This window comes from Oceanicaulis sp. LC35, assembly GCF_052055585.1.
GTDB lineage: Bacteria > Pseudomonadota > Alphaproteobacteria > Caulobacterales > Maricaulaceae > Oceanicaulis.
The window spans coordinates 938,693-954,366 of record NZ_CP170485.1; the positions used below are offsets into that span (position 1 = coordinate 938,693).

The window sequence follows — 15,674 nt, forward strand, 5'->3', positions numbered from 1 at the left end:
CGTCAGACCGTCTGGTTATAGGCAAGGGCGGAGACGCCGGCGCTCTTGGCGCCCGGGCCATAGCCCGCGTGCGATTGCTGCTGACGGGCCGCTTCATCGGCAATGGCTTTCACGAGGCCTTCGGTCAGCGTCTTGAGCGCTTCCACCGCATCGCCATTGCGGGCGAGGGCGGCTTCAAAGGTCTGGGTGGAGGCTTTCAGACGCGCTTTCAGCTCCGGAGCAATGCCGGACAGGCGCGAGCGGTCCTTGCTCGCCAGCTTGGTTTCGGTGCGATAGAGCGTGGCGAGCTTGGTCTTCTCGGCCTGAAACTCCACCGCCTTGTGGGGCATGTGAGATTCAAACAGCTCGGTTTCCTGCTCCAGAAGCTCGGTCAGGCGGCCGGTCAGCTGGATCAGCGCCTGGGCGCGTTCGGTCGGATTAGCGGCTGCGAGTTCGGTCATTCTGCGCCTCCTTCTTGCAGGGCGAGCATTTCACGCATGACGGAGTCGGCAAGGCCGATCCCGCCAGCCTTCGCCATCACCTTGGCGTATTCTTCGTTGAGCATGGATTTGAAGGCGCTTTCACCCGGTCCGCCGCCAAAGCTGGACTCGGTGCTTTCGCCCAGCATGTGCTCCATCATCTGCGCCAGGAAGACCGCTTCGAAATCCTCGGCGGTCTTGCGCATCTGGTCAGGCGATTGCGCCGCGTTGGGGCGCGAGGACGAGCCCGCGCCACGGGCGGCGAGCATCGCGTTCTGCATCTGGGCGTCGAGAAGTCCGTCCATCACAGCACCTCGATTTCAGCTTGCAGCGCGCCGGCCGCCTTGATGCTTTGCAGGATGGTGATCATGTCGCGCGGGCTGACGCCGAGGGCGTTCAGGCCGTCCACCAGTTCGCGCAGGCTCACCGTGCCGTTCAGCACGCCAAACTCGCGCATTTCCTCTTCGGCGGTGACGTTGGTGCGGGGGACCTGCACCGTCTGGCCGCCATCGGCGAAGGGCAGGGCCTGGCTGACTTCCGGGCTCTCGGTGACCGTGATGGTCAGACCGCCCTGGGCGATGGCGACGGTGGACACGCGCACATCCTCGCCCATGACAATGGTGCCGGTGGATTCATCAATCACCACGCGGGCGCGCATGTCGGTCTGAACGCGCAGCTGTTCGACCTCGGCGAGGAGGGCGACCATGTCGCCTTCAAAATAGAGCGGGCGGGTCAGGGCCACCGTGGAGGGGTTCTGGGCTGCGGCGGCGTCAGCGCCGAGATAGGCGTTGATGGCCTGGGCCATGCGGCGGGCGGTGGTGAAGTCGGGATTGCGCAGGGCGAGGCGGATCTGGGCCTGACCGGCAAGATCCCATTCCAGCTCGCGCTCGATCACGCCGCCATTGGCGATGCGGGCATTGGTCGGCACGCCGCGGGTGATGGAGGCGCCATCGCCTTCGGCGGCAAAGCCGCCAACCGCCAGAGAGCCCTGAGCGACAGCGTAGACATCGCCATTGGCCGCCATCAGCGGGGTGGCGATAAGCACCCCGCCCTGAAGGCTGTCCGCATCGCCAAGGGCGGAGACCGTCACGTCAACGCGAGAGCCCTGCATGGCGAACGGCGGCAGCTCGGCGGTGACGATGACCGCGGCCACATTGCCGGTCCGCAGATCGGCTTCACGAACATTGATGTTGAAGCGCTCCAGCATGGAGTTCAGGGCCTGACGGGTGAACACCGCGTTGCGCAGGGTGTCGCCCGAGCCATCCAGGCCCACCACCAGACCGTATCCGACCAGCTGGTTGTCCCGCACGCCTTCGACATCGGCGATATCCTTGATTCGCGGATTCGCCTCCGCAAGGGGGGCGATGAGGCAAAACAGCAGGGCGATGGCGATGAAAAGGCGGGTCATGCTGGCGGAGTTCTCCGACAAGGAAGTTTTCTACATCTGTCCCATTGCGAGAAACATGCCAGTTTGAGCGAGGTTAAGTCATTGAAGTTACGTGGGATCGACTGGGTAAAGCTTGCCGCGTTCAGGTGGGGCTCCAAGAGGTGGGCAAATCATGCCCATAGGCGCCGTTTAAGCAGTCATTAAGTTTGATTAAGCACACTGAGTGCATGCTTTGAGAGGTTTCGAAGGGCATTATGAAGGTCAATTCCTCCCGGCCCGTACAGGGCGCGTCGAGCGCAAAGCGCAAGGACGCCGCATCCAGCGCTTCGGGCTTCGCACCCGAGGGCGCGTCGTCGACCGGCGGCGCGGTGTCCGCGTCTGCGCTGAGCAGCGCATCGGCAATCGGATCGGTGGATGCCCTTCTGGCGCTTCAGGGAACGGGCGACGCCCTGTCCGGAAAACGGCAGGCGACCGAACGGGCCTTCTCCCTGCTTGATATTCTCGATGATCTCAAACTCGCCCTTCTGGACGGCGTGCTGCCGCGCGACACGCTGGTGAAGCTGATGGAAACGCTTCAAAGCCGCCGCGATGCGACTCACGACCCGCGTCTGGAGGCGGCGCTGGATGAGGTGGAGATCCGCGCAGCCGTTGAGCTGGCGAAGCTAAGCTCCTGATCCCCTTGTGACAAAGGCGAATGCGCCCGTCACATCTTGTTCATGGGGCTGTTGAAATAACGCTGCAACCGTATGAGCAGATTGACTTGATCTTGACGGTCGATATTCTCCGCCGCGCTCAGGCCGGCGGGGGCTGCATACGGAGACGGTCTCATGAGTGTTATGGATTCAAGCATTGAGCTGCCGACGGGCTACCGTCCCAGCGAGTCCGAACCCTTCATGAATGAACGCCAGAAAGAATATTTCCGGCGCAAGCTGATGGCTTGGAAGGAGGAGATTCTCCGTGAGAGCCGTTCCACCCTTTCAAATCTTCAGGAAGATATCGGCGCTCTGCCCGATCTGGCGGACCGTGCGTCCACCGAGACCGATCGTGCGCTCGAGCTGCGCGCCCGGGATCGCCAGCGCAAGCTGATTTCGAAGATCGAGGCGGCCCTGCGCCGGATCGAGGAAGACGAGTACGGCTATTGCGAGGAGACCGGCGAGCCGATCTCTCTGGCGCGTCTGGATGCGCGTCCGGTGGCGACGCTGAGCCTTGAAGCCCAGGAGCGTCATGAGCGCTCCGAGCGCGTCCACCGCGACGACTGAGTGGCAGGCGGGCTGTAACGACGGCTTCAGGCGTTGCCGGCCCGACGCCAGTTCTCATCACCCTTGAGGTATTCGATCGCCTCCTGAACGGAGGGGAACGCCTGTGCGTTGACGCCGCTACAGGTCAGCAGCTTGGATGCGCGCGCACTCACCACCAGGGTTTGCGGGTTGAAGATGTAGGCGATCTTCACGCGGCGAGGCATGTGAGTGACAATATAGCCCAGACGCTCTGTGAACTCCGACAGAGTGTAGCTCACAGTGCATTTGCTATAGTCGAAGATCACTCCCGACCATTGCGGCTCATTGTTCAGCCGCTCACACAGCAGAACCTGGCTGCGTGCTGTGATGTCATTGGTTTCAAGGCCATGCATCGTGTAACGCAGAACGCCAATTTCTGGCATTTCCTCGCGTTCAAATGACCATCCATTCATAGTTTCACAGCCGTGCAGGGGAGCTTCAGAGGCCGTCAGAGTGTCAGATCAAGTTTGAAAAATGGTTACACTGAATGCCTTTAGTATTTGCGACAGGTTCGCGAAAAAACAAGGCGCGACCAGAGGATCGCGCCTTGTTCAGACCGGGTGTTGAAAGCGCGTTCTCAGAACGGCCAGAGCAGGTTGTAGAGCTCCTGGCCCACGGGAGGGCGCTGCATTTCCGAGATATGGCCACGGCCGCCATAGGAGATACGGGCTTCAGCGATTTGCTGGTGATCGATGGTGTTGTCTGCAGCGATGTCCTGCGGGCGCACGATGCCGGAGATCAGAAGCTCGCGCACTTCGTTGTTGATGCGCACTTCCTGACGGCCGTGGATCACCAGATTGCCGTTCCACAACACGTCGACCACGATGGCGGCGGCGGTGAGTGTGATGCTCTCGGAGCGGTTGATATTGCCCGCGCCCTGGGTCGATGAGGACGAGCCAAAGCTCGCAAGGCTCGCCGGGTCCACAGCATCATTGAAGAACTGGCCCAGTGCGGCCTCCCCGCCAAAGAAATTGGTCAGGTTTGAGTCCTCGGACGTGTTGCGAGAGCGCGTCGTCTGGTTGGACACCTGGGCGCTGTCGGAGATGTCGATGTTCACCGTCAGGATGTCGCCCACATGCGCCGCGCGCGGATCGCCGAAAAAGGTCGTTGAATTGGCGGCGCGCCACAGCGAGTTGGGATTGTTGCTCTGGGCGCGAGCTTCCGCGATGGCGCGGGCGCGCGCCAGACGGGCGGCTTCAGCCTGACCTGCGGTCGGGCCGTTCGCGCCAGCCTGCCCGGTCAGGGCGGCGGCGTTGTCGATGTCGTGCATGGGCGGGGTCTGACCCACATAGGAGAGCCGGTCCGTAGTCGCGCAGGCGGTCAGGGAGAGGGCGCCCAGAATGACAGCGCTGCTCAGAAGAAGGCGTTTGGTGATCATGGATCAGGACTCCACGGATGACGCGCCGGACCGGCCGCCAAGGACGCTGGCGCGGCCCGGGCCTTCGACCCAGGCTTCGACCGTGCGGTTGGATTGAAGGTTCACAAAGCGGATGAACGCGCCTTCGCCGCCGTTTTCAAGGGCGCGCGCCTGAGCGCTCAGGGTCAGCGGGCCGACCTGATAGACCAGCGAGACCAGCTCGCCGCGCTCCACCACGATCGGCGGTTCGACGTCATAGCTGCGCACCGGACGGTCCGGGCTCAGCGCACGCCGGGCGGACATGCCCACCAGCGCATCCTCGGCCAGGATGATTTCACCGCGCACCTGATTTTCAGGCAGGCGCACCCAATCGACATCGGCGGCGGTAATCGTGTCGCCGCGGGCGATGTTGCGGTTCAGCACAGGGACATCGGCGACGCGCTGCGCCCGGCCAGAAACGGTGAGGGTGTCGCCGCCCGGATAGGGCGCGATCTGGGCGCGAAAGAGGTTGGAGCTGGCGTCATGGTCAAAGCTGACCATTTCAGGGCCGCCCAGCGTATCGATCGGGGCGAACAGGTCCTGACGCAGGCTGGACAGGTTCACGGCGTAGACATGGCCCGTTTCCACGAACAGGGCCTCTTCCACCATGGCGCTGATCTCCGATGCGCTGACGGTGCGGGCTTCGCGCTCCACGGTGACGCGCAGTACGCCGCCGGCGTTCGCCCACGCCAGCCCCTGACGGGCGGCGACATCGCGAACGAAGGCGGGGTCCAGCGAGAGCGAACGCCCCGGCGCCGGAGCGCGGGCCAGCATGACCTCGCCAGCAACGCCGGCATTGTCGAACAGGTCCGACAGGGTGATGACCGCATCGGCGCTGACCAGGCGCTCCTTGAGCACCACGGGCGTTGCGGCGTCTTGCGCCTGCGCCGCGCCAGCGGCGGAGAGCGCCAGAATGAAAGCAAGAGTGCGAAGCATGGGCTAACGCGTCCTCAGCGCAGGTTGGAGGAGGTGGCGAGCATCTCGTCGGCGGCGGTGATCACGCGCGCATTCATCTCATAGGCGCGCTGCGCCTGGATCAGCGAGGTGATCTCGGTGACGGCGTCCACATTGGACACTTCCACAAAGCCCTGACGCAGCGTGCCGAAGCCCGGATCCGCCGGAGCGCCCAGATTGGGAGCGCCGGACGCCGCGCTTTCCAGCAGCAGGTTGTCGCCGATCTGCTCCAGGCCCGCTTCGTTCGGGAAGGTCGCCAGCTCGAACTGACCCACCACTTGCGGCTGGGGCTGGCCATCGAGCAGGACCTGGACCTGGCCCTGCGGGTTGATCGCCACCTGACGCGCTTCGTTGGGCACCACGATGCCAGGCATCACGGTGTAGCCGTCGGCGGTGACGATCTCGCCATTGGGGCTGAGCGAGAAGTTGCCGGCGCGGGTATAGGCGTCATTGCCGTCCGGCATCTGAACGCGGAAATACCCCTGGCCGGAGATCGCGATGTCATAGCGGTTGTTGGTTTCGCTCAACCCGCCCTGTTCGGCGATGCGGTAGACCGAGCCGGCATTGACGCCGAGGCCGACCTGAACGCCCGTAGGCACGATCGTGCCGGCGTCCGAGGAATTGGCGCCGGGCTGGGAAATCGTCTGGTACAGCAGGTCCTCGAACTCCGCGCGCTGACGTTTGAACGCGATGGTGTTCATGTTGGCGAGGTTGTGGGAAATCACCTCGACGGCCAGTGACTGGGCTTCCATCCCGGTGGCGGCGGTAGACAGTGCGCGCATGCGAGCGCCCTCCTTCAGAACAGAAAATTATGGCCGACCGAGGCGATCAATCGCCTTGCGGCTGAGCTCGTCGGTGTCGTTGATCATGCGGGTGACCGAGGTGTAGGCCCGGCTCACTTCCATCATGGTGGTGATTTCCAGCATCGGGCGGACATTGGAGCTTTCCAGAAAGCCCTGCTTGATCTGCGGGGCTTCATCGAACACGCGCTCGGCGTCGTCCGGCGCCATGTAGCGGTTGTCGCCAGTCTTGTTCAGAACGCCCTGATCGGCGAACTGGGCGACGCCCACTTGCGCGATCTGCTGGCCGTTTTGCGTAATGACGCCGCTTTCCCCGATGCTGATCTGACCGGCGTTCAGGTCGAGCACGATCGGCGCGCCGCCGGCATCCAGCACGCGCGCGCCATCATTGGCGACCAGCTCGCCCTGGGGGCTCAGCGTAAAGGCGCCGTCGCGGGTGAAGCGCTCACCGGCGTCGGTTTCCAGCATGAAGAAGCCGTCGCCCTGCAGCGCCAGGTCCAGCGGACGGCTGGTGTGGGTGAGGGCGCCCTGGCTGAAATCGCGGCCCATCGCCCATTCGTCGACGAACTTGGCGCGGTTCGGGCCGTCCTCGTGACGGGCGCGCATGGAGGTGTCGGGCTCCAGCATCATGCGCTCGGCCTTGAAGCCCTGGGTGTTGGCGTTGGCGATATTGTTGGCGACCACATCCATCTGCCGACGCAAGGTCAGCTGGCGGGTCAGTCCGATCAGCATGGTGTTGTCCATCGCCTGAAGTCCTTCTGAACACGGTTGCTGCGGCTTCTGGCAGCGTCATCAGACTCATGGCAAACACCGTGCCATGGTTAACGTGTTGAAAAATATACATCTGATTGAGAGTGAAGGCGCTTTGGGCGGCGAGCCTTGCCTGTCTGTGGTCGGGGCGTGGGAAAAATCTGCCCAGCGAAGCCGTTTCCAAACGGATCGTTAACCGCAGCACTGATTAATCGTTGGCTGAACAGTCCAAATCCGCAAGCCAAGGGAATCATCTTCATGGCTGAAGAGACCGAAGACGAGGGCCGCGAAGACGGCGTCGAAGGTGAAGAAGGTGAAGAGGGCGCCAAGAAAGGCGGCCTGAAGAAGATGATCCTTTTCATCGGCTTGCCGGTGATCCTCGTCATTCTTGCCGGGGTGGCCGGGGCGTTGTTCTTCCTGGGCGGCGGCGAGGAGGAAGCCGCAGCCGAGGGCGAGCATGGCGAGGCCCATGGCGAAGCCTCCGTTGACGGGCATGGCGGGGGGCATGGTGATGACCATGCCGCGCCTGAAGCGCACCTGGCTGAATTATTCCGGTTTGAAGAGCCGCTGATCGTGGACATGTCCGGCCCCGATAACCGTTCGGTTCTGCTCGAGGTCCAGATTGCGCTCGCCTATTCCGATCACGACGTCGGAGAGATGCTGCATCGTGAGGACATCCAGATGCTGCTGCGGGATGAATATGTGGAATTCTTCCGGGCCTTGCGGGTGGAAGACATTGACGGATCGACCGGATCACACCGCATTCGGATGGAGTTGATCCGCCGCACCAATCTGGTGCTGGCCCCCAAGACTGTGGATGGCGTGCTGCTGCCCAGTTTCGTGATGCAGCAATAGCGGAGACCGGAATTGAACGACGATATCGATCAGGATGCGTTGGCGGCTGAATGGGAAGCCGCAGCCTCGGGCGATCAGCCCGACTTCGACTCCTTGGGCGATGACGGCGACGATCTGGCGTCTGAATGGGAGGCCATGGTCGACGGGGACGGCGAGACCTTCCTGCCCCAGCACCAGTCTTCCGGTCCCGAGCGCATCCTCAATCAGGAAGAGATCGACTCCCTTCTGGGCTTCTCGGTCTCTGATGATGACGCCAATGAGCGCTCGGGCATCCGGGCGATCATCAACTCGGCGCTGGTGTCCTATGAACGCCTGCCGATGCTGGAGATCGTCTTTGACCGCCTTGTGCGGCTGATGACGACGAGCTTGCGCAACTTCACTTCCGACAACGTCGAGGTGAGCCTGGACAATATCTCCTCGATCCGCTTCGGGGACTATCTGAACTCGATCCCGCTGCCGGCCATTCTGGCGGTGTTCCGCGCCAAGCAGCTTGATAACTACGGCCTGCTGACGGTGGACTCCAACCTGATCTACTCGATCGTGGACGTCTTGCTGGGCGGCCGTCGCGGCACGTCGGCCATGCGGGTGGAAGGGCGGCCCTACACCACCATCGAACGCACGCTCGTCCAGCGGATGATCGAGGTGGTGCTGGCTGATGCCCGTCAGGCGTTCGCGCCTTTGACCGAAGTTGATTTCGATCTTGATCGCGTCGAGACGAACCCGCGCTTTGCGGCCATTGCCCGCCCGGCGAACGCGGCGATCCTCGTGAAGCTGCGCATAGACATGGAAGACCGGGGCGGACGCATCGAGCTTCTCTTGCCGTACGCCACGCTCGAACCCATCCGGAAAATGCTGCTGCAGCAGTTCATGGGTGAGAAGTTCGGTCGCGACAATATCTGGGAAAGCCACCTCGCGACCGAGCTGTGGTCCACCAAGATGGAGGTCAGCGCCGTCCTAGATGAAATGCGCAAGCCGCTGGGCGAGGTGATGAATCTGAAGGTCGGCGACACGTTGATGCTGGACGCCGGACCGGACGGCCTGATCGAGCTGCGCTGCGGCACGGTTCCTCTGGCGCACGGTCATATGGGCCGAATCGGGCACAACATAGGCGTTCGTCTAGACCGTCCGCTCAGCGCGACGGCGAAGAAAAGTTTGATGGGGTTCTCATGACGCTCGCCGGTCTCGCCTTTGAAGCGCTTGTCTGTGTTCTGTTGCTGATGGCGGTCATCATGTGCTGGCGCGTGGATCGTCGCCTGCGCGCGCTCCGCAATGGTCAGGACGGCCTGGTCGGCACGATCACCGCGCTGAATGATGCGGTGGAGCGTGCACGCGCCACCCTATCCGCCCTGGACCGTGCGACGCGCGATGGCGGGGAAAGCCTGCGCGAGGAAGTCGACCGCGCCCGCAAGCTCGCCGATGAGTTGCGCTTTCTGTCGGGCGAGGCGGATGTCACTGCTGAACGTCTGACCCAGCGTCCGCGGCGTGAGGCGGCGCGTCCTGAAGAGGATGATCCCGAAGCTGCCCGCTCGCGTCGGCGACTGAATGCGTTGAAGGCGCTGCGCTGATCATGACGCCTGTTCGCCCCCTCATGTTGCTGACGGTCGTGCTGGCCGGTCTGCTGGGCCTGAAAGCCCTGTCGCTGGCTGATGAGGCGGCGACGCTGATTTCCGAACGCGCCGATGCCGCCAGCGCGCCGCCGGCCGATGACGGTCATGGCGGCGGCGGGGAAGATGAACACGGCGCTGACGAGCCTGCCGAAGAGGTGGATGAGGGACCGGCGCCGCCTGCCGCCCCGCCGCCGTCGGCGACCCCGGCTATGCGCGCTGCGCCGACCACGGCCCAGCTGGGGCTGGAGCGTCGACTGGCCGAGCGCCGCCGTTCACTGGACCAGCGCGAAGCTGAACTTGATACCCGCGAGCAGTTGCTGACGGTCGCCGAACAACGGGTAGATGACCGGGTGAGTGAGCTGGAAGGTCTGCGCGATGAAGTGCGCGGTCTTCTGGGCATGCTGGATGAACGCCGTCAGGCGCAGATCGATTCAATCGTCGCGGTTTACTCCCAGCTCGAGCCGCCGGCCGCCGCCGACATCCTCACCTCCATGCGGGAAACCGACGAGATGACGCTGCTGCTGGTGGCTGAACAGCTGCAGAATTCCAATGCGCGCAAATTCGCCGCGATCATGGCCGAGATGCAGCCTGCCTTCGCCGCCGAGCTGACCTATATGCTGCGCATGCGAGCAGAACCGCCAGAAACCACCGCGGAAGCGGAGGCCCGCCTTGATGCGGCGGCGGGATAACCGGCTCCGTCTTCTTGCCGGGGCGGCGCTTGGCGTCGTGATGTCCGCGTCCGCGCTGGCTCAGGCGCCGGCGCGTATCGATGTTTCACGTCAGGGCGCGACCGCGCGCGTGCAGATCAGCCTACCCGAGCTGGAAGGGGCGGGGCTCACCGCTGACGCCGAAGTCGCCGCCGGCGCCGTACTGGTGGCGCGTCTGTCCGAAGCGATCGACGCGGACATGTCCGAGATCACCGCCGCCTTGCCCGATTATGTGGCGATGGCGCGGCTTGATCCTGATGGCCGCACCTTGCGTCTGGCGTTGAACCAGACGCTCGAGAGCCGGGTCTCGGTCTCCTACAACATGATCGCGATTGATCTGGCCCCGCCCGGCTCTGCGCCCTTGCCCGATATCGTCAGCCCCTATGAGCTGGCCCAGCAAGAACGCGATCGTCAGGCGCAGGCCCGCGCGGCGGCTGAGGCCGCCGCCGCGAACGCGCCGCCTCCGGCGCTGCCTGTCGATCTTCGCATTGGTGAGGCGGCTGAATATACGCGGCTGGTTTTCCAATGGCCCGAAGAGGTGACCTATTCGCTCGAGCAGGGCGATGACCGGGCGGTGCTGACCTTCTCGCGCGCCGCCCAAGCCAATCTGTCCGAGCTGACGGCGTCGCCGCCGCGTTTCATTGACGCTGTGACCCAGCGTGCGGCTGACACCCTGTCGCTCTCCTTCCTGCTCTCGCCGGGCGCGGAAGCGCGGGTCTGGTCCGATGAGCCCGGACGCGTGGTGTTTGACGTGTCGGTCGGCGCTTCTGGGGGGACAGATTCCGTCATCGCCGCCTTGAGCGAGTACGCTGATCAGCTCGAGGCCCAGTCTCTCGCCAACGCCGATCCTGAAACACCAGAAGAGACGCACGCCGCCAGCGAGCATGACGCCGGGGCGGATCACCATGATGCGCCGGTTGTTGAAGAGCATGCCGATCCGGTTCCGCCTTCGGGCATTGTACCGCTAGAGGCGCGCCGCAGCGGTACGGATGTCGTGCTCAGCGTGCCGTGGGAGGCCCTTCCCGGGGCTGCCGTGTTCCGGCGCGGCGGGGCGATCTGGGTCGTGTTTGATGCCGCGGCCGAGCTGGATGTGGGCGAGTTGTCTGCGCTCGCTGGGCGGCATATTCGCAGCTATGATGTGCTGAATGGCCCTGATTACACCGCGATCCGGATCGAGGCGCCCAACTCCACCCAGACCGATGTGCGTCCTGTGGGGACAAGCTGGGTTCTGACCTTTGGCGAAACGGTTGATCAGCCGCCCATGCCGATCCGGGTTCTGCGTGAGACCGGGGTGAACCGCCCCGCGCGCCTGCGCTTCAATTTCAGCGGCGCCCGGAGCGTGCGGGAAGTCGCCGACCCTGTCGTGGGCGATACGTTGCTGGTTCTGACCAGTGACGGCGAGAAATACGGCGTCATTTCTCCGCGTCAGTATGTGGAAGCGATCATGCTGCCGTCCACCCAAGGGGTGGCCCTGCAGCCGCTGGCGGACGATCTGGAATTCATGGTGCGCGCCGGCGGCGCCGATCTGACCCGTCCCGGCGGTCTGGCGCTGACGCGGGCCGCAAGCCCCGGCCTGTCTGGCTCGCTGGATCGTCCGGTGACGCCCGGCTTTCTTGATCTCGCGGCCTATCGGGGCGAGCGCCCCTATCGCGACAGCAAGGTCCTGTTGCAAAGACGGGCTTCCAATCTTGATTCCGAAGCCATCCTGAACCTGGCGCGCTTCCAGCTCGGCTGGCAGTTGTCAGCCGAAGCGCTGGGGCTGGTGGAGCTGGCGGTAGAGGAAAACCCCTCGCTGGACTCGACCCCCGAGATTGCCGCCCTGCGCGGCGTGGCCAGCTACATGATGGGACGGTATGAGGACGCCGAGCGCTATTTCTCCAATCCGGTCCTCGTAAACGACCCGGCGGCCCAGCCCTGGCGCGGGGCGATTTCGGCCCAGCTGGGCGACTGGCCGCTGGCGCGCCGTCGCTTCGAGCAGGGGCGTGAGGCGATCTATTTCATGGACCCGGTCTGGCGTGCGCGTCTGACCGCTTTGCACGCCATGTCGGCGCTGAAGACCAATGATCTGGGCGCCGTGGAGCCTTTGCTCAATGTCGTGATCGCCGAGGATTATGACCCTGAAGCGCGCGCCGAGGCGGGCCTTGTCGAAGCCGGCCTTGCGGCGGCGTCCGGCGATATCGATCAGGCCATCGCGCTTTATGACGAGCTGAGCCGCTCGGACTGGCGTCCGGCGCACGCCCGCGCCCTGCTTGAAAAGGTCCGGCTTGAAGTCGCTGACAATCGCATCCCGCTTGATGAAGCGGTGGAGATGCTCGAAAGCCTGCGCTTTCGCTGGCGCGGCGACGATGTGGAGGTCGAGGCCTCCACCATGCTGGGCGAGGTCTATGCGGAAGCCGGGCGCTATGGCGAAGCGCTTGAGACCATGTCCAACGCGCTGTCGCGTTTCTCCAATACGCCCGAGGCGCGCCGTCTGAGCGTGCGTCTGGAAACCCTGTTCCGGGATATTTTCCTGAACGGCGATGGCGATCGCATGGACCCGATGGAGGCGCTGGCGCTCTGGTATGAGCATCAGGATCTGACGCCGCCGGGGCCGGACGGTTTGCGCATGGCGCGGCGGATCGCGGCGCGTCTGGTTGAGGTCGACCTTCTGGAGCCGGCTTCCGAGCTTCTGGCGCACCAGGTCTTCGAACGCACTGTGACAATGACGTCGCTGGCGCGCGCCCAGGTCGCCGCCGATCTGGCGCGGGTCTATCTCATCGACAACCGGGCGTCAGACGCCTTGCGAGCGCTCGACAGCACCCGGATCGCCGGCTTGCCGACCACTCTGGTGGATGAACGCCGGGTCCTGCAGGCCCGCGCGCTGGCCGCACTGGGCCGGACCGAGCACGCTCTGGAGCTGGTCGCCTATGATCAGGGCCCCGAAGCGGACCGGCTGCGCGCCGATATCGCCTGGGATGGCCGCAACTGGTCGGAAGCTGGACGCCTGATGGAAGCCCTTTTGGGAGATCGGTGGCGCAGTGATCGCGCACTCTCCCCGGCCGAAGCCCATGACGTTCTGCGCGCCCTGATCGCCTATGCGCTGGTTCAGGATGAAGCGGGCATGGATCGCGTTGTCGCCCGGTATGGTCAGGCCATGGGCCAGACCGAACACGCCGCCGCGTTCAATACGGTCGCCACTCGCAGCGTGCCTCCGGGCGACAGCCGTTTGAGCGCGCTGGTGGGGCAGATCGCCAATGTGCAGCGAACCGACGCCCTGATGGCCGGTTTTGGCCAGTATGATGAGGCCGGGCCTGAAAGCTAGCCGGGCGGGGGCATCCGCTCGAAACTTTGAACGAGCGAGCCGATCACCAGCGACCAGCCGTCCACAAGCACGAAGAAGATGAGCTTGAACGGCAGCGAGATGATCACGGGCGGCAGCATCATCATCCCCATCGACATCAGGATGCTCGCGACCACCAGGTCGATGATCAGAAACGGGATGAACAACAAAAAGCCGATCTCGAAGGCGCGCCGCAATTCCGAAATCATGAAGGCCGGCGCCACCACATGCACGGGCGTGTCCTGTGCGGTCTCGGGCTCCTCGCCGGAAATGTTCAAAAACAGGCCCAGATCCTCTTCGCGGGTATGGGCCAGCATGAAGGTCTTCACGGGCTGGGCGGCGGCGCTGAACGCTTCCTGATTGCTCAACTGGCCGGACAGGAGCGGCTCGACGCCGTCCTGATAGGCCTGGGTGAAGACCGGCGCCATGATGAAGGCGGTCAGGAACAGCGATAGCGAGATCAGGACCGCGTTCGGCGGGCTCTGCTGCAGGCCCATGGCGGTCCGCAGGAGCGAGAGCACGACCACAATCCGGATAAAGCTCGTGGTCATGATCAGGATGGACGGCGCGAGGCTGAGCACGGTCAGCAGCGCGATCATCTGAAGGACGCGCTCGGTTAGCGCGGTGTCCGTGCCGCCCAGAGAAATCGACAGACCCGGACCGGTCGCTGCGGCATGCGCTTCTGGCGCGCCCAGAAGCGCGAACAGGGCGAGGACCAGGGCTCCGCCCATATGCAGCCAGCGCAAGCGCGTCATTGACCGCCTCCCAGACGGGTGACCGAAGCGCTTTCAACGTCCGGGCTCTCGTCTTCAGACGGGGCGACAGGTTCGAACACCGGGTCTTCCCGGGCCGGGCCGCGTTCAAGCACCTGCTCGCGCTCCCCGCCCAGCAGCAGGACGTGTTCGGTGTCATCGACCCGGACGATCACGACCTTGCGGCGCGGATCCAGAATCAGCGTCTCGGTGACAGACAGGCGACGTTTGCGCGGATGCGGCGACCAGCGGTCCAGGGCCGGCAGAGCGCCGGTCCAGCCCGCCCGTCTGGCGAGCACCGCGAATCCGCCTAGAAGACCCAATACAAGGATGAGGGCGGCGAAATATCGTATGATATCAAGCTGGTCCAAAGTCGCTTCGTCCTGTGCGCGCAGCTGGAAAACGCTGGCGCGTCCCCCCAAGCCTCAAGCCCTAACGGGAGTCGGCGGGCGAGTTAAGCTCTCCTTAACCGGCGCGGCTCAGGGTGATGAATGCAAAGTTAACTCTGGCGGAGGCGCCGATGCGCCCGGACGACATACCGCTTCTGGCCATGTTGCGCGACACGATGGGCTATCACGGCGCCCGTCAGCGTGTGATTGCGGAAAATGTGGCCAACGCCAACACCCCCGGATACACGCCGAACGATATTCCGCGCAGTGAATTCGAGCGGGTTCTGGCCGGCCAGCAGGCCCAGGGCGCCAGCGGTCTGCGCACCACGCACGCCATGCATTATGGCGGCGAGACGGGTGGCGGATCGGCGCAATACCGGGCCGAACGCTCGCCGGACAGTGAAACCACCGCCAATGGAAACTCGGTGGTGATCGAAGAGCAGATGGTGGACGCCAACGAGAACCGGATGCGGTTCGAGACGGCGCTCAGCCTCTATCAGAAGAGCCTGAACATGATCCGTATGGCGAGCCGCTCGCCGGGTCAGTGATCCTAAGCAACGCCAGAAAGGCAGAGAGCTATGGTTGATCGCGTTTCTGAAACCCTGCAGATCTCTGCAGCCGGCCTGCGCGCGCAATCCTCGCGCATGCGTGTCATCGCCGAGAACGTGGCGAACGCGGAATCCACCGCGCGCACGCCTGATGAAAATCCCTATCAGCGCCAGATCCCGGTCTTTGAATCCGGGTTCGACCGTCAGGTCGGCACCGAGCTGGTGCGCATGAATGATGTGGCGCTCGATGAGTCCGATTTCCGCATGGTCTATGAACCGGGCCACCCGGCGGCTGATGGCGAGGGCTATGTGAAATATCCCAACGTTTCCTCGCTGGTCGAGCTGATGGACATGCGCGATGCGCAGCGGTCCTACGAAGCGAATCTGACCATGGTGGAGGGCACGCGCCGCATGCTCGAGCGGACGCTCGACCTGCTGCGCCGCTAAGACGTTGCGTTCACGGCTCTAGAAAGGG

The 15,674-nt window shown here is 64.0% G+C and carries 19 protein-coding genes; 9 read left to right on the top strand and 10 right to left on the bottom strand.

The genetic code is table 11. The features are described 5' to 3' along the window. Positions 1-2: 2 nt before the first annotated feature. From ACFELO_RS04380 to ACFELO_RS04390, 3 genes are read right to left on the bottom strand one after another with little or no spacing between them, the layout of a single operon-like run. A complete protein-coding gene (locus ACFELO_RS04380) occupies positions 3-440 on the bottom strand; it encodes a flagellar basal-body protein FlbY (protein ID WP_440959356.1) in 438 nt (145 codons plus the stop codon). Then, complete coding sequence (locus tag ACFELO_RS04385; RefSeq protein WP_440959357.1) at positions 437-763, bottom strand: rod-binding protein; 327 nt, start codon at positions 761-763, stop codon at positions 437-439. The genes ACFELO_RS04380 and ACFELO_RS04385 overlap by 4 nt, the downstream gene beginning before the upstream one ends. Next, positions 763-1,866: a flagellar basal body P-ring protein FlgI gene (locus ACFELO_RS04390; protein ID WP_440959358.1), complete on the bottom strand. Its 1,104-nt coding sequence runs from the start codon at positions 1,864-1,866 to the stop codon at positions 763-765. Before ACFELO_RS04390 ends, ACFELO_RS04385 begins: the two co-directional genes overlap by 1 nt. Before the next feature lie 233 nt (positions 1,867-2,099). Here ACFELO_RS04390 and ACFELO_RS04395 point away from each other — a divergent pair, with 233 nt between their 5' ends. Together ACFELO_RS04395 and dksA are read left to right on the top strand one after the other, a co-directional pair. Continuing rightward, the gene (locus ACFELO_RS04395; protein WP_440959359.1) at positions 2,100-2,519 is read left to right on the top strand and encodes a flagellar assembly protein FliX; all 420 of its coding nucleotides are present in this window, start codon (positions 2,100-2,102) and stop codon (positions 2,517-2,519) included. A gap of 162 nt (positions 2,520-2,681) precedes the next feature. Beyond that, positions 2,682-3,104 (top strand): RNA polymerase-binding protein DksA, encoded by a 423-nt coding sequence (gene dksA / locus ACFELO_RS04400; RefSeq protein ID WP_440959890.1) that lies wholly within the window; start codon positions 2,682-2,684, stop codon positions 3,102-3,104. 26 nt (positions 3,105-3,130) lie between these two features. Here dksA and ACFELO_RS04405 read toward each other — a convergent pair whose 3' ends face one another. The 5 genes from ACFELO_RS04405 to flgF form a co-directional block, all read right to left on the bottom strand. Further along, complete coding sequence (locus tag ACFELO_RS04405) at positions 3,131-3,505, bottom strand: hypothetical protein (RefSeq protein WP_440959360.1); 375 nt, start codon at positions 3,503-3,505, stop codon at positions 3,131-3,133. A 194-nt stretch (positions 3,506-3,699) separates the two neighbouring features. Then, positions 3,700-4,500, bottom strand: coding sequence for a flagellar basal body L-ring protein FlgH (gene flgH, locus ACFELO_RS04410; RefSeq protein ID WP_440959361.1), 801 nt, complete (start codon positions 4,498-4,500; stop codon positions 3,700-3,702). A 3-nt stretch (positions 4,501-4,503) separates the two neighbouring features. Then, positions 4,504-5,454, bottom strand: a complete 951-nt coding sequence (gene flgA / locus ACFELO_RS04415) for a flagellar basal body P-ring formation chaperone FlgA (protein WP_440959362.1) — start codon at positions 5,452-5,454, stop codon at positions 4,504-4,506. 14 nt (positions 5,455-5,468) lie between these two features. Then, positions 5,469-6,254, bottom strand: a complete 786-nt coding sequence (gene flgG / locus ACFELO_RS04420; RefSeq protein ID WP_440959363.1) for a flagellar basal-body rod protein FlgG — start codon at positions 6,252-6,254, stop codon at positions 5,469-5,471. A 27-nt stretch (positions 6,255-6,281) separates the two neighbouring features. Continuing rightward, the gene (gene flgF / locus ACFELO_RS04425) at positions 6,282-7,016 is read right to left on the bottom strand and encodes a flagellar basal-body rod protein FlgF (protein WP_440959364.1); all 735 of its coding nucleotides are present in this window, start codon (positions 7,014-7,016) and stop codon (positions 6,282-6,284) included. Between the two features lie 264 nt (positions 7,017-7,280). Here flgF and ACFELO_RS04430 point away from each other — a divergent pair, with 264 nt between their 5' ends. Genes ACFELO_RS04430 through ACFELO_RS04450 form a run of 5 tightly spaced genes read left to right on the top strand, consistent with a single transcriptional unit; the run spans position 7,281 to position 13,492 of the window. Then, positions 7,281-7,877, top strand: a complete 597-nt coding sequence (locus tag ACFELO_RS04430) for a flagellar basal body-associated FliL family protein (RefSeq protein ID WP_440959365.1) — start codon at positions 7,281-7,283, stop codon at positions 7,875-7,877. A gap of 12 nt (positions 7,878-7,889) precedes the next feature. Continuing rightward, complete coding sequence (gene fliM / locus ACFELO_RS04435) at positions 7,890-9,047, top strand: flagellar motor switch protein FliM (RefSeq protein ID WP_440959366.1); 1,158 nt, start codon at positions 7,890-7,892, stop codon at positions 9,045-9,047. Beyond that, positions 9,044-9,442, top strand: a complete 399-nt coding sequence (locus ACFELO_RS04440) for a DUF6468 domain-containing protein (RefSeq protein ID WP_440959367.1) — start codon at positions 9,044-9,046, stop codon at positions 9,440-9,442. The genes fliM and ACFELO_RS04440 overlap by 4 nt, the downstream gene beginning before the upstream one ends. Positions 9,443-9,444: 2 nt before the next feature. Then, positions 9,445-10,173: a MotE family protein gene (locus ACFELO_RS04445; RefSeq protein ID WP_440959368.1), complete on the top strand. Its 729-nt coding sequence runs from the start codon at positions 9,445-9,447 to the stop codon at positions 10,171-10,173. Between the two features lie 40 nt (positions 10,174-10,213). Then, a complete protein-coding gene (locus ACFELO_RS04450; RefSeq protein ID WP_440959369.1) occupies positions 10,214-13,492 on the top strand; it encodes a tetratricopeptide repeat protein in 3,279 nt (1,092 codons plus the stop codon). Here the strand turns inward: ACFELO_RS04450 and fliP are convergent. Together fliP and ACFELO_RS04460 are read right to left on the bottom strand one after the other, a co-directional pair. Further along, positions 13,489-14,265, bottom strand: coding sequence for a flagellar type III secretion system pore protein FliP (gene fliP, locus ACFELO_RS04455; RefSeq protein WP_440959370.1), 777 nt, complete (start codon positions 14,263-14,265; stop codon positions 13,489-13,491). The two genes, ACFELO_RS04450 and fliP, sit on opposite strands and share 4 nt — an antisense overlap. Further along, positions 14,262-14,633 carry a flagellar biosynthetic protein FliO gene (locus ACFELO_RS04460; protein WP_440959371.1) on the bottom strand — a complete coding sequence of 124 codons (372 nt, stop codon included), beginning with the start codon at positions 14,631-14,633 and terminating at the stop codon, positions 14,262-14,264. The genes fliP and ACFELO_RS04460 overlap by 4 nt, the downstream gene beginning before the upstream one ends. A gap of 149 nt (positions 14,634-14,782) precedes the next feature. Between ACFELO_RS04460 and flgB the strand changes: the two genes are divergently transcribed. Further along, a complete protein-coding gene (gene flgB / locus ACFELO_RS04465) occupies positions 14,783-15,199 on the top strand; it encodes a flagellar basal body rod protein FlgB (protein WP_440959372.1) in 417 nt (138 codons plus the stop codon). 30 nt (positions 15,200-15,229) lie between these two features. Then, a complete protein-coding gene (gene flgC / locus ACFELO_RS04470) occupies positions 15,230-15,646 on the top strand; it encodes a flagellar basal body rod protein FlgC (protein WP_440959373.1) in 417 nt (138 codons plus the stop codon). The last annotated feature ends 28 nt before the right edge of the window (positions 15,647-15,674 follow it).